Raw genomic sequence first — 22,059 nt, forward strand, 5'->3', positions numbered from 1 at the left:
TAGCGAGGCTGCGAAAGCGGTGGGTCAGGCAATGAAGATGCCAGCCATGCCGCCGCCTTCGCAGCCTCGCCGGGGCTCTACAGCCCACATGGAGATTTGTCGGCCTTTGAAAGTCGTGTAGATACCTATGGAGTTGTAAGACGGCAATCGGGGCGGTGTTAGACTGCCGCCCCGTTTTTCATGCAGACAGTTCCCGATGGGCCCTTTCGATTGGCTGCCCCACGCACCCCTTGAACCTTTACAGCTCGATTGGCTGGACGGCGTCGAGCTGGCCGTGCTGCGCCTGGACCTTATCGACCCGCTGATCAGCGGCAACAAGTGGTTCAAGCTCACCGGGCACTTGGCTCAGGCGCAGGACGCCTGCGGCATCATCAGCCTGGGCGGCGCCTATTCCAACCATCTGCACGCGTTGGCGGCGGCGGGAAAACGCTTTGGCTTCCCCACCGTCGGCCTGCTGCGCGGCCATCCCCAAGACACGCCCACGGTCCTCGACCTGAAAGCCTTTGGCATGCAGCTGCATTGGCTGGGCTATGGCGGCTATCGCGCGCGCCACGCGCCCGACTTCTGGTTGCCGTGGCGTGAGCAATATCCCCAGTTGCACCCGGTGCCCGAAGGCGGGGGTGGCCGGGCGGGTGCGTTGGGTTGCGCAGTGTTGGTGGAGCAGGTGCGCAGGCAGTTGCCCGCGCTCGGCTGGGCCGACTATGACGCCTGGTGGCTGGCGGCAGGCACCGGCACCACGCTGGCCGGCCTGGTGCTGGCAGAGGCGGGCGCGCATCGGGTATATGGCGCCATGGCGGTGCCGGATGACCACGGTGTGGCGCGCAACGTCGAGGCCATCGTGCAAGGCGGTTATGAATTGCTGGACGCGAGCCGAGGTGGCTTTGCCCGCGTCGATCCGTTGCTGCTCGACTTTATCGACGCCACGCACCAAGCCTGCGGCCTGCCATTGGAGCCGCTCTACACCGGCAAGGCGTTATTGGCCTTGAAGGCGCAGGTCGAGGCCGGGCGCTTCATGCCCGGTACTCGCCTGATATTCGTGCACACCGGCGGCCTGCAGGGTTGCCGAGGGTTCACGGGCTGACGCGCTTGCCTGGCATCATCCGCAACACGGTGTTGTCCCGCAGGACGTAATGGTGGGCAATGCCCGCCAACGCATGCAGCCCGATCAGCCAGTAACCGATCTGGCCGAACAGCACATGCCAGCCTTCAATCGCCTTGGCCAATGCCTTGTCTTGCGCGATCAACGGCGGCAACTCCATCCCATAGAACATCACCGAGTGCCCTTCGGCACTGACGATCAGCCATCCGGCGATCGGCATGCCGATCATCAACGCATACAGCGCGGCATGCACCAGCGTCGCCAACAGACTCTGCCATTGCGGTGGCGCCGGTACGATCCTGGGCGCCCTGCCAAGGCTGCGCGCAAACAAACGCAGCCACACCAGCACAAATACGGTGAGGCCGAACATGAAGTGCATCTCGACGATCAACGTTCGCGCGCCGCTGCCTTTTGGAAACTGGCCGCGCAATTCAATGCAGGCGTAGACCACCGCCAGCAGCACCACCATCAACCAGTGCAGCGCGATCGACAGGGTGCTGTAGCGCGTATCGGAGTTTTTCCACGGCATATCTGGGTTCCTCACTCATCAGGTCACCTCCGGTTCTTAGTGACGAAGTGCGTTTAATGTATGCCTGTTCTGTGCGGTTTACCCGCCGTGCCTGCGGTTTTCTTGACCTCGATCAGTGGCTTTGCGGCATCTCACCACGGGCCAGGCGCTCGTTGATGTCATCGATGACCGCCGGCAGGTCGCTGAGGGTATCGATCAAGTAATGCGGACGCGAGCCTTCGAACAGTGCCTCGATGCGCATGCGCTCGCTCGCCAATGTGGCGCTGTCCAGGGCTTGGAACTGCGCGTAGGTCAGGCCCAGCGCATTGCCGGAACAGGTCAAGGCCACGGTCCACATTCCGGCGCGGCGGCCTTCGAGGATGCCCGGCACCGTATCGTCGACTTTCACGCAGGCGGCCACATCATCAATGCCCAGCGCAATGACATTCGCCAAGGCCTGGGCCGGCCATGGGCGGCCGTTGGGCACTTCGTCGGTGGCGACCACGTGGTCGGCGACATAGCCGTTGCTGGCGGCCAGGGCGACGACTTTGTCCATCACCTGCTTGGGGTAGCCTGAGCAGGAACCGATCTTGAGGCCTTGCTCGCGCAGCCGCGCGATGGTGTCGAGGGCGCCGGGGATGAGCGCCGAGTGCTCGGCGATCTTTTCGATCTGCAGCGGCATGAAGCGCTGGTAGAGGGCGGTCACATCGTCATCGGTCGGCGTGCGGCCGAAGACCTTGCGATAGCGTTCGGCGACCTGCGGTTGATCGCACAGGGTGCGAATGTGGTCCCACTTGCCCATGCCCATCGGGCCACGGGCTTCCTGGATGGACACGTGCACGCCGAACTCGGCGAAGGCTTCGACAAAAATCTGCGTGGGCGCGAACGAGCCGAAGTCGACCACGGTGCCGGCCCAGTCGAGGATAACCGCCTGGAGGGTGTTGGGAGTGTGGTAGGTCATGCGGGCGTTCCGATGGAGGTAAGAGGGATGTGCATCGCGTGCAGCGCGTCGGCGATGGCGGTGACGGCGGCGCGCATCTGCGCTTGATCGACATCGCCGATGCAGCCCACGCGGAAGGTGTCCACCTGGGTCAATTTACCGGGATACAAGATGAAACCCCGGGCCTTGACCCGCTCATAGAAATCCTGGAACCGGTAGCGCGAATCTTGCGGAGCGTGAAAGGTGACAATGATCGGCGCCTGGATCGCCGCCGGCAGGAAGCTGCGCAGGCCGAGGTCGGCCATGCTCTGCAGCAGCGCCTGGCAGTTGCGCGCATAGCGTTGATGACGTGCGCGCAGGCCGCCTTCCTCGGCATATTGCAACAGCGCTTCATGCAGGGCCGCGACCACGTGGGTCGGCGGGGTGAAACGCCATTGGCCGGTCCTGGCCCTATAGGCGTGCTGGTCGAACAGGTCCAGCGCCAGGGAATGGCAGTTGCCTTCGGCAGCGGCCAGCGCGTGTTTATCGGCGAAGACGAAGCCCATGCCCGGCACGCCTTCCAGGCATTTGCCGGAAGCGGCGATCAGGGCGTCGAAGGGCACTTCACGCGCATCGATCGGCAGCGCGCCGAAGGAACTCATAGCGTCGACAATCAGGCGCTTACCGTGCTGTTTCACTACCCGAGCGATCTGCGCCAGCGGGTTGAGAATGCCGGTGCTGGTTTCGCAGTGGATCAGCGCGACATGGGTGATGGCCGGGTCGGCGTGCAGCAGACGGTCCACATCGGCGGCGGTGGTGGGTGCGTCTTCGGCGGTTTCAAAGGTGCTGAAGTCGCGACCGAGCACTTCGCAGATCTTCGCCAGGCGCTTGCCGTAGGCGCCGTTGATCAGCACCAACACCTTGCCATCACGCGGAACCAGTGTACCGATGGCGGCTTCGACGGCGAAGGTGCCGCTGCCCTGCAACGGCACGCAGTGGTGGCTGTGCGCGCCGTCGATGATCGCCAGCAATTGCTCGCAGACGCTGGCGGTGAGCTGGTTGAAGCGCTCGTCCCAGGAGCCCCAGTCCAGCAGCATCGCCTGACGGGTGCGGGCGGACGTGGTCAAGGGACCGGGCGTGAGCAGGATGGGCGTCGTCATTACAAAACCTCGGAGCATCGGTTGAATCTACGGCGCCTAAATTGCAGTTTGGCTTGTTATCAATCAAATTGTTTGTTGTTATGCGAGCTATCAGTGAGGCCGATAAACATGAATCTGTTCCAGCTCCGTGCATTCGATGCTGTCGCCCGTGAGGGCAGCTTTACCCGCGCTGCGGCGCGGCTGTTTATCAGCCAGCCGGCGGTCACCGGGCATATCAAGGCCATGGAGGAGCACTACCAGATCCCACTGCTGCGGCGTACCGCGCGCCGGGTGGAGGTGACCGAGGAAGGTGCACGCCTGGCGGCGATCACGCGGGCGATTTTCGGCCTGGTGGATGAGGCGCAGGCGATGCTGGAGGCGAACCGGCAGTTGCTCACCGGCCGCCTGGAAGTGGCGGCGGACGGCCCGCACCTGGTGATGCCCATGATCGCCAGCCTGCGTGCGCGCTACCCCGGGATTACCGTCAACCTGCGCTTGGGCAATGCTCAGGACACCTTGGCGGCGCTGCTGTCCGAACACGCCGATGTGGCGGTGCTCACCGAAGTGGAACCGCGCAACGGCCTGCATCTTGAGCCGTTGAGCGAGTCGCGGATCTGCGCGCTGGTGCCGGCCGGCCACCCGTGGGCGAAGCAATCCGAGGGCATCCGCCTGGAGCAGTTGCATGAGGTGATCATGGTGTTGCGTGAGCCCGGTTCCATCACCCGGCGCACTTTGGATAACGCTTGCCTGGCCGCCGGTGTGCTGCCCAGGGTGCTACTGGAACTGGACAGCCGCGAGGCGGTGACCGAGGCCGTTGCCGCCGAATTGGGGGTTGGCGTGGTGTCGTCGGTGGAGGTCAGCCCCGACCCTAGGGTGCGGGCAATTCCCTTGCGAGGCGACAGGCTTGTCAACCGGCACATGCTCGGCTGCATGGAGCGGCGTCGCTCGTTGCGCCTGATCCAGGCGTTTTTCGAGTTGGCGCCCTGACGGTTTTTTGGTGGAACGATGTGTGCCCGCGCTATAAACTCTGCCCCCAAAGCGCCGGCCAGTAGACGTTTGGGCGCGATGGACGAAAAGAGAGTGAGTCATGGGCGCACAGTGGAAAGTCAAACATAAAGAAGCGGCAGCCAACGCCAAGGGCAAGATCTTCGGCAAGCTGGTGAAAGAAATCACCATCGCCGCCCGCAACGGTGCCGACACCGCGACCAACGCCCACCTGCGTCTGGTGGTGGAGCAGGCCAAAAAGGCCTCGATGCCCAAGGAAACCCTGGACCGCGCGATCAAGAAGGGCGCCGGTCTGCTCGGTGAAACCGTGCAATACCACCGCGTGACCTACGAAGGCTTCGCCCCGCACCAGGTGCCGCTGATCGTCGAATGCGTGACCGACAACATCAACCGCACCGTGGCGGAAATCCGCGTGGCGTTCCGCAAGGGGCAACTGGGCGCTTCCGGTTCCGTGGCCTGGGACTTCAACCATGTCGGGTTGATCGAAGCCTCACCGGACAGCCCCGACGCCGATCCGGAAATGGCCGCGATCGAAGCCGGAGCGCAGGATTTCGAAGCGGGCGAGGAAGAGGGCACCACGCTGTTCATCACCGAAACCACCGACCTCGATGCTGTACAGAAAGCCTTGCCGGAGCAGGGTTTCACCGTGCTGTCGGCCAAGCTGGGTTACCTGTCAAAAAACCCGGTGAGCGGTTTGAGCGATGAGCAGATGGCGGAAGTTGAAGCCTTCCTGGAAGGCCTGGACAACCATGATGACGTGCAGGACATGTTTGTCGGCCTGGCTGGCTGATTTTTAGCTGAGTGAACTCGATCTGTAGTGAGCGGGCTTGCCCCGCGCTGGGCTGCGAAGCAGCCCCAAGCCAGGCGACCTGGTTCTACCTGGAACTCGGCGGTGTCTTTATTGGGGCAGCTTCGCAGCCCAGCGCGGGGCAAGCCCGCTCACTACAAGTTGCCGGGCTCTCAATAGATGTGTAGGTACCTAAGCCAAGATGGGCTGAGGGTGTTGGATAGATCTCAGAATGGCTTCAATTTCCTCAAACCCCGGTCGCGCCAGCACATCGGGCTGACAGCAGCTTTCCTGCAGTGCCGTCAGCGCGTCACTCGCCTGTTCTTCAACCCGCTCCAGCAACTCCCCCAGCAACACCCCGAACGCGCGCACTTCAATACGCTGCAATGCCTTGGTTTCCAAGGTGTCCGCCGTGGCATGAAACGACGCCGCGCCAAAATCCCCCAGCAGACAATCGCCGGCTTCATTCCACAGGATATTGTGCCCATACAGGTCGCCATGGGTGATGCCGTGCCGGTGTAGATGCGCCGCCACCGATGCGATGCCCCGCGCCATGCGCAAGGCCACGGCAAGGCTGAAGCGGGCGTGCGGCGGGTAGATATCGCGGGTGCACGAGGCCAGGCTCGGCAGGGCCGCGAGGTTGCGGTAGCTCGGGTCGATCAGGTCCATCACCAAGGCGGCCTGGTCATCGGGGTGGCCGACCACACGGCCTTCAATCCTGATCAGGTTGGGGTGCAGACCGGCGGCGATGCAGGCCTGCATTTCGTGCAGCGGCGAGCCGTCGCTGGTGATGGTGCCCTTATAGAGTTTGACGGCGACGGGTTTGCCCGACGATGTCCACAGCGCTTTGCGGATAACGCCGGAAGCGCCTTCGCCCAATATTTCAGCGAGTTCCAGCTCGGCCCAGGGAATCTCCACGGTGGCCTCATCGTCCGTCATCGGCACCGCCATTTCCACCGGATTACCGGCATAGGCCAGCCAGGCCAGGCTCGGCAACGCCAGCAGCCAATCCGGCAAGCGCGTGAAGCGGTTGGCGGCAATGCGCAGCAATTCGAGGTTGTGGCAGTTGGCCAGGCTTTGCGGCAGTTGCGCCAATTGGTTGCCGGCCAGCATCAGCTTTTGCAGCAGCGGCCGTTCGCCCAATTCGCAAGGGAGTTCGCTGATGCGGTTATCGGTCAGGATCAGCCAGCGCAACCGCGGCGGCAACGCGGCGGCAGGCACGTGGCTGATCTGGTTGGCCTTGAAGGCGATCATGCTCAGTTGGGCGCATTGGCCCAGGCTTGCTGGCAGCTCGGTAAACCGATTGTCCGAGCAGAACAGCACCCGCAGGTGCGGCAAGCGGTGCAGGTCGTCGGGCAGTTTGCTCAGGGCGTTACCGCTGAGGTTGAGAATTTCCAGGGAGTCGGCCAGCTCGAAGATTTCCCGAGGAAATTCGGTCAGCCCGCAGGACAGGTCCAGGCGCGTGATGCCGGCCAATTGGCCGGCCTTGAGTTGGGCGAGGGTATCCATGCGCTTTGAGTTCACTCGAAAGGTAAAAAAGGGCTGATGATGCAGCAAAATCAGCGATGCCAACGGTCGGGTGTTTTTTTATCGTGTTCAAAAAAGGCAGCTATATTAATTGAGTTGCTGCTGTCCATGAATTGAACGAAGCGTTATTAGCTTGAAGTTTTCGCTTGATAATCCCTATCAAAGTCCATGTAGTAGGAAATAAATGGTGTCATCTTGATGGTCGGTAGTCCTCTCAGCTCGTTAGGCGGCGGTCCTATGAATGATTTGAGGAGTATTGAACATGTGTCCCACAACCCTTACTACCGATGGCGGCGCTCCCATTGCCGATAACCAGAACTCACGAACTTCCGGGCGTATAGGCCCCATTGCGATCGACGATGTTCTATTGATCGAAAAGCTTGCCCATTTTAACCGTGAAAATATTCCTGAACGGCGTGTGCACGCCAAAGGGGCTGCTGCATACGGTACCTTCACGGTCACGAACGACATCAGCAGCTTCAGCAGCGCCGCACTGTTCAGCAGTATTGGCAAGCAAACGCCGATTTTTACACGGTTCTCCAGTGTTATTGGCTCCCGCGGCTCTGCTGACACCGTGATCAACCCGCGTGGCTTTTCCGTAAAGTTCTACACCGAGCAAGGTAACTGGGACATTGTGGGCAATAACACGCCGGTGTTCTTTATTCGTGATCCGATAAAATTTCCAGACTTTATCCATTCTGAAAAACCTGACCCGCAGACCAACCTGCCAAATGCAGAGTATGTGTGGGACTTTCTTTCGCTCTCCCCTGAGTCACTGCACCAAGTCACCATTCTGTTTTCAACCCGTGCTATTCCCGATGGCTTCCGCCACATGCATGGGTTTGGCAGTCATACCTTCAGTTTGTTGAATAATGCAAATACGCGCACGTGGGTCAAGTGGCATTTTGAGACCCAGCAAGGGATTAAAAACCTGACCACGGCGGAAGGGATGCGACTGGCCGGTACAGACCCGGATTACGCCACGCGCGATTTGTTCAACGCCATCGACAATGGGAATTTTCCCAAGTGGACGGTGCGTATACAGACCATGACCGAGGCGCAGGCCGCTGCTTCTGTCGAGAACCCCTTCGATGTCACCAAGATATGGCGGCATGCCCAGTTTCCGCTGAGGGACGTAGGCGTGATCGAGTTGAATCGCAATGTGCAAAACTATCATGCCGAAGTTGAGCAGTCGGCCTTCTGCCCGGCCAATGTGGTCCCAGGGATTGGCTTGTCGCCTGATCGCATGTTGCAAGGTCGGGTATTCGCTTACCCCGATGCACAACGTTATCGTATTGGCACCAATTACCAGCAACTGCCGATCAATGCGCCACTGAGTCCAGCACAAAATTATCAACGCGATGGCGCTATGGCGTTAAGTACAAATGGTGGCGCCAGCCTCAATTACGAACCCAACAGTGATGTCGATGCGCCTAAACAAGACTCGAGATTTGTAGAGCCGTTGCTACGCCAAGGCGGTGCTACAGCTCGTTACAACCATCGGGTGGATAACGACTATTACTCACATCCACGGGCCCTGTTCAACCTCATGACCCCTGCAGAAAAGGCGGTGTTGTTCGCCAATCTTGGTGGGGCGATGGCCGGGGTCAGTGATGCGGTGGTGCTGCGCCAACTGACAAACTTCGCGGGAGTGAGTGCCGAATATGCCCAGGGGGTTGCCGCTGAGCTTGGGATCCCTTGGCCTTGATGTTGGACGGGCTATAGAACCGTCTTCATCCGCCCCCGATCCAGACCAGCAGCTTCGCGCCGGCACCACCCGCAGTGCTGGCCTTGAGCTGCTTGGTGTACCTGGAAAACCGCCTGGTGCATAGCACCCGCCGGGCGCAGGGGCTTGGGGTGTCTGTCTCTCATCGGGCAGTAAAAGCCGGGCTTCTAGAACTTCTGCATCGGCGGGGTGGGCTGGTCCACCGGGCTGACCAGCGCATAGTTGTAGCCCGCGCCGGACCAGTATTGAGCCTGCAAACCATCGGCACTGCGGCTGCCACGGGGCAGGAAACCGTTTTCCGGGCCAGGTGGGCGGATGTAGAAACTGATGCGCCGCCCTTGCGCGTCTTCGTACAGCACCATGGCGGCGGCGCCTTGCTCGGTGGTCAGCAAGCGCCCGCTGACCGGGGTGAACCCTGCCGCGCTGAGGTCTGGCAGGCGGTGCGCCTCGCTGAAGTAGCGATCCAGCCAGGCTTGCATCGTGTCGCTACCCTGGCCCTTGTAGTCGGCTGGCATCACGCCGTCCTGGGCAAACAAGCGAAACGCCTGCATCGCATCGGCCATCGGTAACATTGCTGGCTGGGTGGCTTCACGGGCGTGCCAGCCCCCGACACCGCCGAGGCTCACTGCGATCAGCAACACGGCGGCCGTGGCGAAGTGGCGGCGCGACTGGCGCTTGAGGCGCTGACGGATCAGCGCCGGGTCCAGGTCCGGGTTGGCCGGCTGTTGCAGAGCACCGCCCAATGCGGCGCGCAGCAATTGCGCGTCGTGCTGCCAGGCATGGACCTGGGCTGCGACGTCCGGGTGGGCGGCCAGATACGTTTCGAGCACGCGGCGATCACTCTCCAACAGTTGGTGATCGACGTAGGCATGCAAATCGCGTTCGCTGGGGGGCAGGCTGATCATTTGAGTATCCGCAGGGAAGGGCTGGCAATTTCGCCATCGCTGAGTTGACGCAAGGCGTGGCGCGCCCGGGACAGGCGCGACATCACGGTGCCGATGGGCACGTTGAGAATCTCGGCGACCTCCTTGTAGCTCATGCCCTCGACCGAGACCCACAGCAGCAGCGCGCGTTGCTCGGCGTTGAGTTGATCGAAGGCTTGCAGGGTCGACTGGGCGATCACGGTGCGCTCGACCGACGGCTGCGCATCGTCACGCCCGGTGAAGAACTCCAGCATCCTTGCATAGCGCCGGGTGCGGCGGTGGGCATCGAGGAACTGCCGGTAGAGGATCGAGAACAGCCAGGCGCGCAAGTCGCCTTCGACGCGTTTCTCGGCCCAATGGGTGACCGCCCGTTCCAGGGTCGATTGCACCAGGTCGTCGGCGCTGCTGGCGTTACGCGTCAGGGACACGGCAAAGCGCCGCAGCCTGGGGATGAGTTCACGTAACGGTTCGTCGAGTTCATGCATGGGAGCGGGCTGTTCACTACGCTGGGACTAGAGAGACGACTGGCATGGACGGTTATTCCCGACCGTGAAAAATAAATCCAGGCTCCAGGGAATAGAGCCGATCGGCGTTCGTCTTAATGCTCCGACCTTATGTTTACCCCTAAGGCCACTGGCCCTGGAGCTCTTTGATGGTAGATCATTCATCACCGCCCCGTCCTCCGTTGAGCACTGCGAGCCTGATCGCGCGCCTGGCGGGTATCGGTGCCGTGGTTGCGGTTGTGGCGGGGGCATTTGCCTACGTCAATGGCACCCTCGACCCACAGCGCTTGCGTCCTAAAACCCTGGTCAACGCCTTGGAAACCAACAACGGTGCGCACCCGGGCTTTCGACGCAACCATGCCAAGGGCGTGTGCGTGGCCGGCTATTTCGAAAGCAGCGCCGAGGTCCGTGCTTACTCCAGCGCTGAGGTGTTCAGTGCGGCCAAGACCCCGCTGATCGGGCGGTTTGCCTTGCCCAGTGGCAACCCTTATGCACCGGACAGCAGTGTGCCGATCCGCAGTTTTGCCGTGCAGTTCAGCCAGGCCAACGGCCAGCAGTGGCGCACCGGCATGAACAGTATGCCGGTATTCCCGGTGGGCACGCCCGAGGCGTTCTACCAACTGCTCAAGGCTGGCGCACCGGACCCGTCGACCGGCAAGCCGAACCCGGCAGCGATGCCGGCGTTCTTCGCCGCCCATCCCGAGACCGCGCAGTTTCTGGCGTGGGTCAAGACTGCCAAGCCTTCGGCCAGTTATGCGACCGAAACCTACAACGGCATCAACGCCTTTTACCTGGTGGGGGCCGACGGCAAGCGCCAGGCCGTTCGTTGGGGCGTGGTGCCCCAGAGCCAGGACGCAGCGGGGGATTCCGCTCCGGCCGGGAGTGATTTCCTGGAGAAAGACCTGGCGCAGCGCCTTGCCGCCGGGCCGCTGCGCTGGCAGTTGAACATGACCCTGGCCAACCCCGGCGATCCTCTGGATGACGCGAGCAAGGCCTGGATGGGCGCGCATACAGTCATCAACGCCGGCACCCTGGTGCTGCAAAGCAGCCAACCGCAAGCGGACGGTGATTGCCGCGATATCAACTTCGATCCGCTGATCTTGCCCAGTGGCATCGAGGCCTCCAACGACCCGTTGCTGGCGGCACGTTCGGCGGCGTATGCCAGTTCGTACCTGCGCCGCGCCAGTGAAGTCAGCCCGTTGCACAGTGCCCCTCAGGAGTCGAAGCCATGAATGCCCAACCCCGGTTTTTCGCGCCGCTTGCGCGCCTGCTGCACTGGCTGATGGCGCTGATGGTCATGGCCATGTTGTTTATCGGTGCGGGCCTGGCGGCTTCTGTTTCAGAGCGGCATGAATGGTTGATCCACTTGCACAAGCCGCTGGGGATCGCGATCCTGGCGCTGGCGATCGTGCGGTTGATGGTGCGCTTCTCCACGCGCCAGCCGCCGTTGCCCGCCGACTTGCCGCTGTGGCAGGTGGTGGCGGCCAAAGCGTCGCATCTGTTGCTGTACGGCTTGATGCTGGTATTGCCGCTGCTGGGCTGGGCAATGATTTCGGCGGCGGGCGACCCGGTCATGCTCAGCAGTTCGGTGCGATTGCCGGCGCTGGTGGCGGCGAATGCGCCGTTGTTTGCGCTGCTGCGCAAGGCGCATGGGTACCTGGCTTATCTGCTGTTCCTGACCGTGTTGCTGCACCTGGCGGCTGCGCTATTCCATGGGTTGATCCGCCGCGACGGGGTGCTGCAAAGCATGACCGGCAGCAAGGACTGAGCTGGCGTCGGGAGGCAGTGTGGCCAGCCAGTAGATCAACGCGAGCAAGTTGATCGCTGCGCCGAGGCTACACACGCCAAGCCAGCCGCCCCAGGCATACATCGCCGTTGCACTGACCGAGCCCAGCGCGCTGCCCACCGAGTAAAACAGCATGTAACCCGCCACCAGGCGACTCTGGGCGTCGGGGCGCACGGCGTAGATCAGGCTCTGGCTGGTGACGTGCACGGCTTGCAGGCCCAGGTCGAATACGATCACACCCAGCAACAAGGCCCACAGCGATGACTGGGTAAAGCCGATGGCCACCCAGGACAACAGCATCAGCAGCAGCGCCGTGCCGCTGGTCCATTGGGCCAAGCCTTTGTCGGCCAGGCGTCCGGCGCGGGCGGCAGCCAACGCGCCGGCGGCACCGGCAAGCCCGAACAGGCCGATCTGCGTGTGCGACAGCGACAGCGGCGGGGCGCTCAAAGGCAACACCAGCGGCGTCCACAGGACGGTGCCGGCGGCGAAAATCAACATCGCCAGCACGGCACGGTCACGCAAGACCTTTTCTTCCTTGAACAAGCTGAACACCGAGCGAATCAGCGCGGCATAGGTACCTGTGGCGCGGGGTTGCTCGGTGTCCGGCAGCACCCGCCACAGCAGCAGGGCCATCAACAGCGTCAGGCCCGCCGAGAGCAGGTACACCGAGCGCCAACCCGCCACGTCTGCCATGGCACCTGAAACGGAGCGCGCAAGCAATAAGCCCACGACAATTCCGCTGGTGACCAGCCCTACCACGTGGCCACGTTGTTCGGGCGACGCCAGGTGAGCCGCCAACGCCACCAGAACCTGGGCGACCACCGCCAGCAGGCCGGTGAGCGCCATGCCCGCCAGCAGCCAGGCGCTGCTGGACGACAAGGCCACCACCAGCACGGCCAGGGTGGAGAGCAGCAGTTGGGTGACGATCAGCCTGCGCCGGTTGAGCAAATCTCCCAGGGGCACCAGCAATAACAGCCCCACGCCATAGCCGACCTGGGTGAGGGCGATGATGATGCCTACAGTGGCGTGGTCCATGGCGAAGGTCTCGGCCATGGCGTCGAGCAGCGGCTGGGCGTAGTAGACGTTGGCCACGCAAAGGCCACAGGTGATGGCGAACAGCACTACCACCGCGCCGCTCAAGGGGGATGACGACATGCGGGTAATCCTTCTTGTGGTTTTAAAATGAAACTAGTTGTACGGTAAGGATTCCGGTTTTATATTGCAACCACATTATTGGTCGACGATAGGCAGCCCCGATGGTCAAGCTCACCCGCTTTGAAAACGCCGAATGCCCCGTCGCGCGTTCGCTGGATGCGATTGGCGATGGCTGGTCGCTGCTGATCATCCGCGATGCGTTTGATGGCATGCGTCGCTTTGGTGAATTCCAGCGCAGTTTGGGCATGGCCAAGAATATTCTGTCCACGCGTTTGCGCAGCCTGGTGGACCATGGGGTGCTGGAGGTCGTGCCGGCGTCGGATGGCAGTGCGTATCAGGAGTATGTGCTGACCGAAAAGGGCCGCGGCCTGTTCAACGTGATCATCGGGCTGCGTCAGTGGGGCGAGGGGTTTTTCTACGGCGCAGGCGAGGCGCATTCGGTGATGGTGGACCACGCCAACGGCGAGCCGCTGCGAGCGCTGGAGCTGCGCTCGGCGGATGGGCGGCTGCTGGGGCCTGAGGATTGTCGACGGGTGCCCGTTGAGCTACATAAAGCGTGAGGGTTTACTGCTTTTTTGTGGCGAGCGGGCTTGCCACAATAAATTTGCTCGCCACAAAATAATCAGCGCAAGACGTCGACGATATCGGCCACGCTGCTCAAAACGTCCTTGCCCAATTGCATCGAGCGTTTACCCGACCAACCGGTGTGTGGGTTGGGGGCGTCGTCGTTGTCCTTGAAAGGCATTTCCAGGGTCAGGGACAGGCAGTCGTATTGCTCGCCTACCGCGTTGCAAGCCAGGGTCATGTTGGCTTCGCCCGGCAAGTCGCGGGTGTAGCCGTGGGTGGTCTGAAAGTCGCGGGTCAGGCCGCTCAAGTGGCTGCGAAAGTGTTTTTCCAGAGCTTCGATGCGCGGCGTGTAGCCGGGGTTGCCTTCGCAGCCGGCGGTGAAGACGTAGGGGATTTCCTCGTCGCCGTGGATATCGAGGAACAGGTCAACGCCGTATTTTTCCATCTGCTGTTGCACAAAGAGCACCTCGGGACTGGTTTCCTGGCTGGCGCTCTGCCAGGCGCGGTTGAGGTCCTGGCCCATGGCGTTAGTGCGCAGATGGCCGTGGAAGGCGCCGTCCGGGTTCATGTTGGGCACCAGGTACAGGTCGGCCACTTTCAGTAGTTTTTTCAGCTCGCCGTCGCCGTCCTGCTGCAGGCGTTCGATGATGCCTTCCATAAACCACTCGGCCATGTGTTCGCCGGGGTGCTGCTGGGCGATGATCCAGATCTTGCGGCGGCCCTCGCCGCCTTTGCCACGCCGCAGCAGTTGGATGTCCCGCCCTTCAACACTTTTACCGGTGGCCAGCAACTGCGTGCCGGCGCGGTTCAGGGCCTGGTCGATCAGCCAGTCGTGGCGCTCGCGGCTGTAGGGTTCGAAATAGGCGAACCAGGCGTGCTTTTCGCGGGTTTCGAGGCTGATGTGCAGGATCTCGCCGTCAAACCGCGTAGGTACGCGAAACCAGTTGATATGATCGTAGGACGCCACGGCGTTGTACCCGCTCCACGCATGGCGGTAGGACGACTTGCCCGCGTTGCTCAGGCGAAAGGTGTGGGTGTGGCCCACGTGCATGCCTTCGGCCTTGAAGTGAAACCATTGGAAATGTTGGCTACGGGTGTCGGGTTTGATTGCCAGCAATAACTGATAGGCATCGTGGGCATCCAGGACCTGGATATTGCCGCTGTCGAAGTCAGTGCTGATTTTGATGGAGGTCAAGGCCACGGTCATAGTCGGGTTGCCTGGATATGAGTATTGTGGCGGCTATATTACACAGGAGTCTGGTAAAGACTGGATGCAAAATTGTTGCGAGGGGAGGGGGCGTTATCCTTGACGCCGCCGCAGCTCGGAGTCCATGAGATTGATTCTCACGCGCTATTTCGCAATGATCCGCCCCGGAGCGTTCGACTGGCTTTCATTCGACGATAGTCTTTTGCTACCATGCGCCGCATTTAGCAATACACAGTCTTCATTAGCCTGAAGCCATGCCAGGGAAACTGGCAAAAAAAAGACCCGGCCAAAGAGCCGGGTCAAAAACCGTGATTAGCCTGATGAGGAGATATTCCAAGAGTCCGACCTAAGGTCCCTTGGTCTATCGACTGATCTCGCGATCAGCTGGGTCCAATAATAATCATTATCATTTGCAAGTCAAATGTTTTTATCTCTCGGATAGAAATATTTTTTCTGTGCGCCTGTCATGGGTTCGCTTGAGCCTGTGGCGCCTGCAATGAGCGCTCTACCATCGCCTTCGCCATATCGATCAAATACACCACTGAAAATGCCAGGTCGCGATCGCTGCCCTGATGGCTGTTCGCTGATTCATAGGCAGTTGCGGCAGCGCTGCGCAGCAGGTCCGAGGCATGCACCAGGGCTTCCTCGTGGCTGATGCCTGGCTTGATGGCGAACAGCGCCCCATCCGCCCCTGATGCCGACATATCTTCTTTCAAGTAAAAGTCCAACGCGCGCTTGGCGGCGCCGCTGCTGCACAGGTCGTGCAGTTCAGTGTCTTCAGGGATTTCGGGCAGTGGGTACGGGCTTGTTGTCATAAGGGGCTACTCTTGGATGGGTGTCGAAAACCTTATGTCCGATGATAGTACGTATCGTATTTATGTCGTTTTATGGATTACTACAAACTGTTTATTGCCCTGGAAACCACGTGACGTATTGTCAGCGCCATGGATAAATGGATCGCGTTGGTCAGGACCAACATGGAAGACCGCAAGGTCACGCAGGGTGAGCTGGCTGAACGCTTGGGCATGTCCCAGGGCGGCGTGGGCCATTGGCTCAACAAGCGCCGTGCGCCAAGCCTGGCGGACATGAATCGGGTGCTGGCGGCGCTGGGCCTGGGGTACCTGGAAGTTGCGCTGGATATTCGTGAGCGGGGCGATGAAGTGACCCAGCAGAAAAGCTACAACCCGTACTTCCGCTACCCGGTCAGCGATTGGAAAGGGCTTTGCGAAATCCGCGAAGAACGAGCACCTTATGGCACGGCCCGCTTCGAGTTGACGGACTACCGCGCCCAGGGCGACGCGTTCTGGCTGCCGGTCACGGGCGACGCCATGACCGCCCCCAGCGGCCTGAGCATCAGTGCGGGCATGATGATCCTGGTCGATCCGGCCATCCCCGCCGAGCCCGGAAAACTGGTGGTCGCCCAATGGAGCGGGCGGCCCCAGGCGACCTTTCGCCAGTTGCTGGAGGAGAGCGGCCAGCGCTACCTGGTAGCGCTCAATCCCACGTACCCGAAACAGCTGTTGACCGACGAGTGCCGCATCCTCGGCGTTGTCGTCCAAGCCACGGCGAAGTTCTAGCCAGCCGCTTCGAGCTCGACCAGCGCGCAACCTTCTGCAACCATTTCGCCTTCCTGGCAGAACAGCGCCTTGACCACTCCGGCCTGGGGCGCGCGGATGCTGTGCTCCATCTTCATGGCTTCCAGCACCACCAGTTGCGCCCCTGCGTCGACGTGTTGGCCAACCTCAACCAACACCCGGACGATGCTGCCGTTCATCGGCGCGGTCAGGCCGCCCTGATGGGATTGATTAGCTTCGACCGCGGCAATCGGATCGAACAGCGTTACGCCATGCATTTCGCCATCCCAGCGCAGATACAGCGTACGGCCATCGCGTACCGCCAGATGACGGTGACGCACGCCCTGTTGCTCGATCAGCAGATGTTCGCCCAGCAGCTGCGGTGCATCCGCCGCCAAGGTCACCAGACGATCCTGGCCGTTGCAGCTCAGGTGCAGGGTCACCTCGGCAGGCAGTCCGGCGCGAAACCCTCGTTTATCCGCCCAAGGCCCGTCCCCGGACGGTAAGCTCTGCATGAAGGCCGCGCCCGCCGCCTGCCAGAATGCATCGCTCAGTTCCCCAGGGGCCGGCAGCAGCTCATCCTGATAACGCGGAATGAACCCGGTATCCAGCTCGGCTGCGGCGAACGCCGGGTGCCCGATAATGCGCCGCAAAAAGCCCAGGTTGGTCTTCAGGCCGCCAATGGCAAACTCATCAAGCATGCCCAGCAACCGCAGTCGCGCCTGTTCACGGTCTTCGCCCCAGGCAATCAGCTTGCCGAGCATGGGGTCGTAGAAGGGCGACACGCTGTCGCCTTGTTCGACGCCGCTGTCCACCCGACGGCCCGGGCCCGGCGCGGACTCACGGTACAGCGTCAGGTGCCCGGTGGCGGGCAGGAAATCAGTGGCCGGGTCCTCGGCGTACAGCCGTACTTCAATCGCATGGCCGGTCAGCAGCACCTGCTCCTGTGTGATCGGCAGCGCCTCGCCCTGGGCCACGCGAATCTGCCAGGCGACCAGGTCGAGACCGGTAATCGCCTCGGTCACCGGGTGTTCCACCTGCAGCCGCGTGTTCATCTCCATGAAGAAGAACTCGCCGCGCGCGTCCAGCAAAAATTCCACGGTGCCCGCGCCGACATAACCAATGGCCTGGGCCGCACGCACGGCGGCTTCGCCCATGGCCTTGCGTTGTTCAGCGCTCAGGCCTGGCGCCGGCGCTTCCTCGACGACTTTTTGGTGGCGACGCTGGATCGAACAATCGCGTTCATTGAGGTACAGGCAATGCCCATGCTTGTCGGCGAACACCTGAATCTCCACGTGACGCGGCTTGAGCAGGTATTTTTCCACCAGCATCTGCCCATTGCCGAAGGACGACAGCGCCTCACGCTGGGCAGACGCGAGGGCCTCGGCCAGTTGGCTCACGTCCTCGACCACCTTCATGCCCTTGCCACCGCCACCGGCCGTGGCCTTGAGCAGCACCGGATAGCCGATGCGTTCGCAGGCGGCCCGGAAGGTTTCCAGGTCCTGGGCTTCGCCGTGATAACCCGGCACCAGCGGCACGCCGGCGGTTTCCATCAGCGCCTTGGCGGCCGATTTGCTGCCCATGGCATCGATGGCCGAGGCGGGCGGGCCGAGGAAGATCAAACCTGCCGCTTCGATCGCACGGGCAAACCCGGCGTTCTCCGACAAAAAACCATAACCCGGATGGATCGCCTGGGCGCCACTGGCCTGGGCGGCGGTGATCAACTTGTCGATTTGCAGGTAACTGTCGGTAGCCTTGCTACCGCCCAGGTCAACACGAATATTGGCCTCGCGGCTGTGGCGGGCATCGCGGTCGATGGCGCTGTGCACGGCCACGGTGGTCAGGCCCATCGCCTTGGCAGTGCGTATCACCCGGCAAGCGATCTCGCCACGGTTGGCCACCAGCAGCGTCGTCAGTGTGCTCATGAACGCGGCTCCTGAGGCTGCCAGCTCGGTGGGCGTTTTTGCAGGAAGGCGCGCAGGCCTTCCTGGCCCTCGGCGCTGACCCGAATGCGCGCAATGGCATTTTCGCAGTAGCGGCGCAGGGCTGGCGTCAGGGCTCCGTTGCCCACTTCGCGCAGCAAGTCCTTGCTGGCGCGCATCGCCGCCGGGCTGTTTTGCAATAGGTTGGCGATCCACTGCTCCACGTGCTGATCCAGCTCGCCGGAGGGATAGCTTTCTGCCAATAAACCGATATCGCGGGCGCGCTGTCCGCCAAAGCGTTCGGCGGTCAGCGCATAGCGCCGCGCCGCGCGTTCACCGATGGCCTGCACTACAAATGGACTGATCACCGCCGGTGCCAGGCCGATGCGCACTTCCGACAGGCAGAACTGCGCATCGTCCGCGCCAATCGCCATGTCGCAGCAACTGATCAAGCCCAGCGCGCCGCCGTAGGCCGCGCCTTGCACCACCGCCAGGGTCGGGATTTTCAACTTGGCCAGGTTGTACATCAGCTCCGCCAGTTCGCGAGCGTCGTCCAGGTTGGTGTGGTAGTCCAGCTCGGCCGATTGCTGCATCCACGCCAGGTCGGCGCCGGCGCTGAAATGTTTGCCGCGCCCGCGCAGTACCAGGAAACGCAGGGAGGGATCAGCCTGCACCTGGTCGAGGGCGATGATCAGTTCGCGGATCATCTGGGCATTGAACGCATTGTTCTTGGCTTCACGACTGAGCCACAGCGTGGCAAAGCCACGGCTGTCGGTGATCAGTTCGAGGGTGTTGAAATCGCTCATGGGTACAGCTCCATTTACATGCGGAACACGCCGAAGCGGCTCGGCTCGATGGGGGCGTTCAGCGCAGCGGATAAAGCCAGCGCCAGCACGTCACGGGTCTGCATCGGGTCGATGACACCGTCGTCCCACAGGCGCGCGCTGGAGTAGTAGGGGTGGCCCTGGGTCTCGTACTGGTCGAGGATCGGTTGCTTGATCGCCGCTTCTTCCTCGGCGCTGAAACCGGCGCCCGCGCGTACAGCCTGCTCGCGCTTGACCTGCACCAGCACGCCGGCGGCCTGTTCGGCACCCATCACGCCAATGCGAGCATTGGGCCACATCCACAGGAAGCGAGGATCATAGGCGCGACCGCACATGCCGTAGTTACCGGCACCAAAACTGCCGCCGATGATCACCGTGAACTTCGGCACCTTGGCGCAGGCTACGGCGGTGACCAGCTTGGCGCCGTGCTTGGCGATGCCGCCGGCCTCGTATTTCTGGCCGACCATGAACCCTGTGATGTTCTGCAGGAACAGCAGTGGAATGCCGCGCTGGCAGGCCAGCTCGATAAAATGCGCGCCCTTCTGCGCGGCTTCGGCAAACAGGATCCCGTTATTGGCCAGGATCGCAATCGGGTAGCCGTGCAAGTGCGCAAAACCGCATACCAGGGTGGTACCGAATAACGCCTTGAATTCATCGAACACCGAGCCGTCCACCAGCCGGGCGATCACCTCCCGCACATCAAAAGGCTGTTTGGCGTCGGCCGGGATCACGCCGTACAGTTCTTTGCTGCTGTACAGCGGTGCCTCGGGCGTGCGTTGCGACACCTCACCCTGCTTGCGCCAATTGAGGTTGGCCACGCTGCGTCGAGCCAGCGCCAGCGCGTGCTCGTCGTTGTCGGCATAGTGGTCGGCCACGCCTGAGATTTTGCAGTGCACATCGGCACCGCCGAGGTCTTCGGCGCTGACCACCTCACCGGTTGCCGCTTTCACCAGCGGCGGGCCGGCGAGGAAAATCGTTGCCTGGTTGCGCACCATGATCGCTTCGTCCGCCATGGCCGGCACGTAGGCGCCGCCGGCGGTGCATGACCCCATCACCACGGCGATCTGCGGGATGCCCTGGGCGCTCATGTTGGCCTGGTTGAAAAAGATCCGCCCGAAGTGCTCGCGGTCGGGGAAGACCTCGTCCTGACGCGGCAGGTTGGCCCCGCCGGAGTCCACCAGGTAGATGCAGGGCAGGCGGTTCTGCGCGGCGATGGTCTGCGCGCGCAGGTGCTTTTTCACGGTGAGCGGGTAGTAGGAGCCGCCTTTGACGGTGGCATCGTTGGCGATGATCATGCATTCGACGCCTTCCACCCGGCCGATCCCGGCGATCACGCCGGCGGCGGGCACGTCTTCGCCGTACACCTGATGGGCGGCGAGTTGGCTGAGTTCAAGAAACGGCGAGCCGGGGTCGAGCAGGCGGTTGATGCGCTCCCGAGGCAGCAACTTGCCGCGCGAGGTGTGGCGCTCCTGCGCCTTGGCGCCGCCGCCTTGCTGCACCTGCGCAAGCAGGCTGTGCAGGGCGTCGACCTGTTGGCGCATCGCCGCGCTGTTGGCGGCAAACTCTGCCGAGCGGGGGTTGAGTTGGGTGTGCAAGGTGGCCATGGCGCGCTCCTTCAGCGGGTTTCGTTGAAGAGTTCGCGACCGATCAGCATCCGCCGGATCTCACTGGTGCCCGCGCCGATTTCGTACAGCTTGGCGTCACGCAGCAGGCGCCCGGCGGGGAATTCGTTGATATAGCCATTGCCGCCGAGAATCTGGATCGCGTCGAGGGCCATCTGAGTGGCGCGCTCGGCGCTGTAGAGGATCACCCCGGCGGCGTCCTTGCGCGTGGTTTCGCCACGCTCGCAGGCCTGAGCCACCGCGTAGAGGTAGGCGCGGCTGGCGTTGAGCTGGGTGTACATGTCGGCCACCTTGCCCTGGATCAACTGGAATTCGCCGATGCTCTGGCCAAACTGCTTGCGGTCGTGGATGTAGGGCACGATCAGGTCCATGCAGGCCTGCATGATCCCGGTCGGGCCGCCGGAGAGCACCACGCGTTCGTAGTCCAGGCCGCTCATCAGCACTTTCACGCCGCCATTGAGCACGCCGAGGATGTTTTCCTCGGGCACCTGCACGTCATCGAAAAACAGTTCGCAGGTGTTGGAGCCGCGCATGCCCAGCTTGTCGAACTTGTTGCTGCGGCTAAAGCCTTTCCAGTCGCGCTCGACGATGAAGGCCGTGATGCCGTGGGCGCCTTTTTCCAGGTCTGTCTTGGCGTAGATCACGTAAGTGCTGGCGTCGGGGCCGTTGGTGATCCAGGTCTTGCTGCCGTTGAGCACGTAATGATCGCCGCGTTTGTCGGCGCGCAGTTTCATCGAGACCACATCGGACCCGGCGTTCGGCTCGCTCATGGCCAGGGCGCCGACATGTTCGCCGCTGATGAGCTTGGGCAGGTACTTGAGTTTCTGTGCGTGGTTGCCGTTGCGGTTGATCTGGTTCACGCACAGGTTGGAATGCGCGCCGTAGGACAGCGCCACCGACGCCGAACCCCGGCTGATTTCTTCCATGGCCACCACGTGGGCCAGGTAACCCAGGCCGGCGCCGCCGTATTCTTCCGGCACAGTGATGCCCAGCAGGCCCATGTCGCCGAACTTGCGCCACAGGTCGGCGGGAAACAGGTTGTCGACGTCGATCTGGGCCGCGCGAGGCGCGATTTCCTTGCCCACGAAGGACTGCACCTGGTCGCGCAGCATGTCGATGGTTTCACCGAGGGCGAAGTTCAGGGACGGGTAACTCATGGACAGGCACCTTAATGTGAGCTTTGTTTTTGTGTGAATGGCGCGCCGGAGGAGGGCGCTCACCTTTACGTTAACGTAAGCTTGCGTTACAGCGCTGTCAATCGTAGTT

21 protein-coding genes are annotated in these 22,059 nt (G+C 62.1%); 8 read left to right on the forward strand and 13 right to left on the reverse strand.

All coding sequences use genetic code 11. The annotated features are described in order from the left end of the window. Positions 1-196 precede the first annotated feature (196 nt). Positions 197-1,081: a 1-aminocyclopropane-1-carboxylate deaminase/D-cysteine desulfhydrase gene (locus KVG91_RS20325; protein ID WP_169375818.1), complete on the forward strand. Its 885-nt coding sequence runs from the start codon at positions 197-199 to the stop codon at positions 1,079-1,081. On the opposite strand, the gene KVG91_RS20330 is transcribed toward KVG91_RS20325, so the two are convergent. The 3 genes from KVG91_RS20330 to KVG91_RS20340 form a co-directional block, all read right to left on the reverse strand. After that, complete coding sequence (locus KVG91_RS20330; protein WP_169375819.1) at positions 1,071-1,628, reverse strand: cytochrome b; 558 nt, start codon at positions 1,626-1,628, stop codon at positions 1,071-1,073. The genes KVG91_RS20325 and KVG91_RS20330 overlap by 11 nt on opposite strands. Before the next feature lie 112 nt (positions 1,629-1,740). Next, positions 1,741-2,568: a phosphonoacetaldehyde hydrolase gene (gene phnX, locus KVG91_RS20335; protein WP_169375820.1), complete on the reverse strand. Its 828-nt coding sequence runs from the start codon at positions 2,566-2,568 to the stop codon at positions 1,741-1,743. Further along, on the reverse strand, positions 2,565-3,686 hold the full coding sequence (locus KVG91_RS20340) for a 2-aminoethylphosphonate--pyruvate transaminase (RefSeq protein ID WP_169375821.1): 1,122 nt from the start codon (positions 3,684-3,686) through the stop codon (positions 2,565-2,567). Before KVG91_RS20340 ends, phnX begins: the two co-directional genes overlap by 4 nt. 108 nt (positions 3,687-3,794) lie before the next feature. Here KVG91_RS20340 and KVG91_RS20345 point away from each other — a divergent pair, with 108 nt between their 5' ends. Together KVG91_RS20345 and KVG91_RS20350 are read left to right on the forward strand one after the other, a co-directional pair. Next, positions 3,795-4,652, forward strand: a complete 858-nt coding sequence (locus tag KVG91_RS20345; protein WP_169375822.1) for a LysR substrate-binding domain-containing protein — start codon at positions 3,795-3,797, stop codon at positions 4,650-4,652. 100 nt (positions 4,653-4,752) lie between these two features. Next, complete coding sequence (locus KVG91_RS20350; protein ID WP_058423896.1) at positions 4,753-5,460, forward strand: YebC/PmpR family DNA-binding transcriptional regulator; 708 nt, start codon at positions 4,753-4,755, stop codon at positions 5,458-5,460. Between the two features lie 189 nt (positions 5,461-5,649). On the opposite strand, the gene KVG91_RS20355 is transcribed toward KVG91_RS20350, so the two are convergent. After that, positions 5,650-6,966, reverse strand: a complete 1,317-nt coding sequence (locus tag KVG91_RS20355) for a protein kinase (protein WP_169375823.1) — start codon at positions 6,964-6,966, stop codon at positions 5,650-5,652. Positions 6,967-7,246: 280 nt separating this feature from the next. Between KVG91_RS20355 and KVG91_RS20360 the strand changes: the two genes are divergently transcribed. Continuing rightward, positions 7,247-8,692: a catalase gene (locus KVG91_RS20360; protein WP_169375824.1), complete on the forward strand. Its 1,446-nt coding sequence runs from the start codon at positions 7,247-7,249 to the stop codon at positions 8,690-8,692. A gap of 185 nt (positions 8,693-8,877) precedes the next feature. Here KVG91_RS20360 and KVG91_RS20365 read toward each other — a convergent pair whose 3' ends face one another. After that, complete coding sequence (locus KVG91_RS20365) at positions 8,878-9,615, reverse strand: anti-sigma factor family protein (RefSeq protein WP_169375825.1); 738 nt, start codon at positions 9,613-9,615, stop codon at positions 8,878-8,880. Then, positions 9,612-10,118, reverse strand: coding sequence for a sigma-70 family RNA polymerase sigma factor (locus KVG91_RS20370; protein ID WP_169375826.1), 507 nt, complete (start codon positions 10,116-10,118; stop codon positions 9,612-9,614). The genes KVG91_RS20365 and KVG91_RS20370 overlap by 4 nt, the downstream gene beginning before the upstream one ends. A 167-nt stretch (positions 10,119-10,285) precedes the next feature. On the opposite strand from KVG91_RS20370, the gene KVG91_RS20375 reads away from it, so the two are divergent. Next, positions 10,286-11,368, forward strand: coding sequence for a catalase family peroxidase (locus KVG91_RS20375; protein WP_169375827.1), 1,083 nt, complete (start codon positions 10,286-10,288; stop codon positions 11,366-11,368). Beyond that, positions 11,365-11,904 carry a cytochrome b gene (locus KVG91_RS20380; protein WP_169375828.1) on the forward strand — a complete coding sequence of 180 codons (540 nt, stop codon included), beginning with the start codon at positions 11,365-11,367 and terminating at the stop codon, positions 11,902-11,904. Before KVG91_RS20375 ends, KVG91_RS20380 begins: the two co-directional genes overlap by 4 nt. Here the strand turns inward: KVG91_RS20380 and KVG91_RS20385 are convergent. Beyond that, positions 11,842-13,077 carry an MFS transporter gene (locus KVG91_RS20385; protein ID WP_169375829.1) on the reverse strand — a complete coding sequence of 412 codons (1,236 nt, stop codon included), beginning with the start codon at positions 13,075-13,077 and terminating at the stop codon, positions 11,842-11,844. The genes KVG91_RS20380 and KVG91_RS20385 overlap by 63 nt on opposite strands. 101 nt (positions 13,078-13,178) lie before the next feature. Between KVG91_RS20385 and KVG91_RS20390 the strand changes: the two genes are divergently transcribed. Beyond that, the gene (locus KVG91_RS20390; protein ID WP_169375830.1) at positions 13,179-13,637 is read left to right on the forward strand and encodes a winged helix-turn-helix transcriptional regulator; all 459 of its coding nucleotides are present in this window, start codon (positions 13,179-13,181) and stop codon (positions 13,635-13,637) included. Between the two features lie 62 nt (positions 13,638-13,699). On the opposite strand, the gene KVG91_RS20395 is transcribed toward KVG91_RS20390, so the two are convergent. Further along, the gene (locus KVG91_RS20395) at positions 13,700-14,851 is read right to left on the reverse strand and encodes a M14 family metallopeptidase (protein WP_169375831.1); all 1,152 of its coding nucleotides are present in this window, start codon (positions 14,849-14,851) and stop codon (positions 13,700-13,702) included. Between the two features lie 464 nt (positions 14,852-15,315). Further along, positions 15,316-15,666, reverse strand: a complete 351-nt coding sequence (locus tag KVG91_RS20400) for a DUF6124 family protein (protein ID WP_169375832.1) — start codon at positions 15,664-15,666, stop codon at positions 15,316-15,318. A 129-nt stretch (positions 15,667-15,795) separates the two neighbouring features. Here KVG91_RS20400 and KVG91_RS20405 point away from each other — a divergent pair, with 129 nt between their 5' ends. Further along, positions 15,796-16,428: a LexA family protein gene (locus KVG91_RS20405; protein WP_169375833.1), complete on the forward strand. Its 633-nt coding sequence runs from the start codon at positions 15,796-15,798 to the stop codon at positions 16,426-16,428. Here KVG91_RS20405 and KVG91_RS20410 read toward each other — a convergent pair. From KVG91_RS20410 to KVG91_RS20425, 4 genes are read right to left on the reverse strand one after another with little or no spacing between them, the layout of a single operon-like run. Further along, on the reverse strand, positions 16,425-18,350 hold the full coding sequence (locus KVG91_RS20410) for an acetyl/propionyl/methylcrotonyl-CoA carboxylase subunit alpha (RefSeq protein WP_169375834.1): 1,926 nt from the start codon (positions 18,348-18,350) through the stop codon (positions 16,425-16,427). The genes KVG91_RS20405 and KVG91_RS20410 overlap by 4 nt on opposite strands. Then, positions 18,347-19,153 carry a gamma-carboxygeranoyl-CoA hydratase gene (locus KVG91_RS20415; RefSeq protein ID WP_169375835.1) on the reverse strand — a complete coding sequence of 269 codons (807 nt, stop codon included), beginning with the start codon at positions 19,151-19,153 and terminating at the stop codon, positions 18,347-18,349. Before KVG91_RS20415 ends, KVG91_RS20410 begins: the two co-directional genes overlap by 4 nt. Positions 19,154-19,167: 14 nt before the next feature. Continuing rightward, positions 19,168-20,775, reverse strand: coding sequence for a carboxyl transferase domain-containing protein (locus tag KVG91_RS20420; RefSeq protein WP_169375836.1), 1,608 nt, complete (start codon positions 20,773-20,775; stop codon positions 19,168-19,170). Positions 20,776-20,786: 11 nt separating this feature from the next. Then, entirely contained in the window at positions 20,787-21,950 is a 1,164-nt protein-coding gene (locus tag KVG91_RS20425) for an isovaleryl-CoA dehydrogenase (RefSeq protein WP_169375837.1), read from the reverse strand. Between the last annotated feature and the right edge of the window lie 109 nt (positions 21,951-22,059).

Source organism: Pseudomonas azadiae (genome assembly GCF_019145355.1).
GTDB classification, from domain to species: Bacteria; Pseudomonadota; Gammaproteobacteria; order Pseudomonadales; family Pseudomonadaceae; genus Aquipseudomonas; species Aquipseudomonas azadiae.

Coding starts and splice junctions, on each gene's coding strand:
- KVG91_RS20325 (WP_169375818.1), top strand. CDS start 197: ATGGGCCCTTTCGATTGGCTGCCCCACGCACCCCTTGAACCTTTACAG.
- KVG91_RS20355 (WP_169375823.1), bottom strand. CDS start 6,966: ATGGATACCCTCGCCCAACTCAAGGCCGGCCAATTGGCCGGCATCACG.
- KVG91_RS20330 (WP_169375819.1), bottom strand. CDS start 1,628: ATGCCGTGGAAAAACTCCGATACGCGCTACAGCACCCTGTCGATCGCG.
- KVG91_RS20360 (WP_169375824.1), top strand. CDS start 7,247: ATGTGTCCCACAACCCTTACTACCGATGGCGGCGCTCCCATTGCCGAT.
- KVG91_RS20420 (WP_169375836.1), bottom strand. CDS start 20,775: ATGGCCACCTTGCACACCCAACTCAACCCCCGCTCGGCAGAGTTTGCC.
- KVG91_RS20415 (WP_169375835.1), bottom strand. CDS start 19,153: ATGAGCGATTTCAACACCCTCGAACTGATCACCGACAGCCGTGGCTTT.
- KVG91_RS20390 (WP_169375830.1), top strand. CDS start 13,179: ATGGTCAAGCTCACCCGCTTTGAAAACGCCGAATGCCCCGTCGCGCGT.
- KVG91_RS20345 (WP_169375822.1), top strand. CDS start 3,795: ATGAATCTGTTCCAGCTCCGTGCATTCGATGCTGTCGCCCGTGAGGGC.
- phnX (WP_169375820.1), bottom strand. CDS start 2,568: ATGACCTACCACACTCCCAACACCCTCCAGGCGGTTATCCTCGACTGG.
- KVG91_RS20400 (WP_169375832.1), bottom strand. CDS start 15,666: ATGACAACAAGCCCGTACCCACTGCCCGAAATCCCTGAAGACACTGAA.
- KVG91_RS20370 (WP_169375826.1), bottom strand. CDS start 10,118: ATGCATGAACTCGACGAACCGTTACGTGAACTCATCCCCAGGCTGCGG.
- KVG91_RS20365 (WP_169375825.1), bottom strand. CDS start 9,615: ATGATCAGCCTGCCCCCCAGCGAACGCGATTTGCATGCCTACGTCGAT.
- KVG91_RS20340 (WP_169375821.1), bottom strand. CDS start 3,686: ATGACGACGCCCATCCTGCTCACGCCCGGTCCCTTGACCACGTCCGCC.
- KVG91_RS20385 (WP_169375829.1), bottom strand. CDS start 13,077: ATGTCGTCATCCCCCTTGAGCGGCGCGGTGGTAGTGCTGTTCGCCATC.
- KVG91_RS20375 (WP_169375827.1), top strand. CDS start 10,286: ATGGTAGATCATTCATCACCGCCCCGTCCTCCGTTGAGCACTGCGAGC.
- KVG91_RS20395 (WP_169375831.1), bottom strand. CDS start 14,851: ATGACCGTGGCCTTGACCTCCATCAAAATCAGCACTGACTTCGACAGC.
- KVG91_RS20350 (WP_058423896.1), top strand. CDS start 4,753: ATGGGCGCACAGTGGAAAGTCAAACATAAAGAAGCGGCAGCCAACGCC.
- KVG91_RS20380 (WP_169375828.1), top strand. CDS start 11,365: ATGAATGCCCAACCCCGGTTTTTCGCGCCGCTTGCGCGCCTGCTGCAC.
- KVG91_RS20405 (WP_169375833.1), top strand. CDS start 15,796: ATGGATAAATGGATCGCGTTGGTCAGGACCAACATGGAAGACCGCAAG.
- KVG91_RS20425 (WP_169375837.1), bottom strand. CDS start 21,950: ATGAGTTACCCGTCCCTGAACTTCGCCCTCGGTGAAACCATCGACATG.
- KVG91_RS20410 (WP_169375834.1), bottom strand. CDS start 18,350: ATGAGCACACTGACGACGCTGCTGGTGGCCAACCGTGGCGAGATCGCT.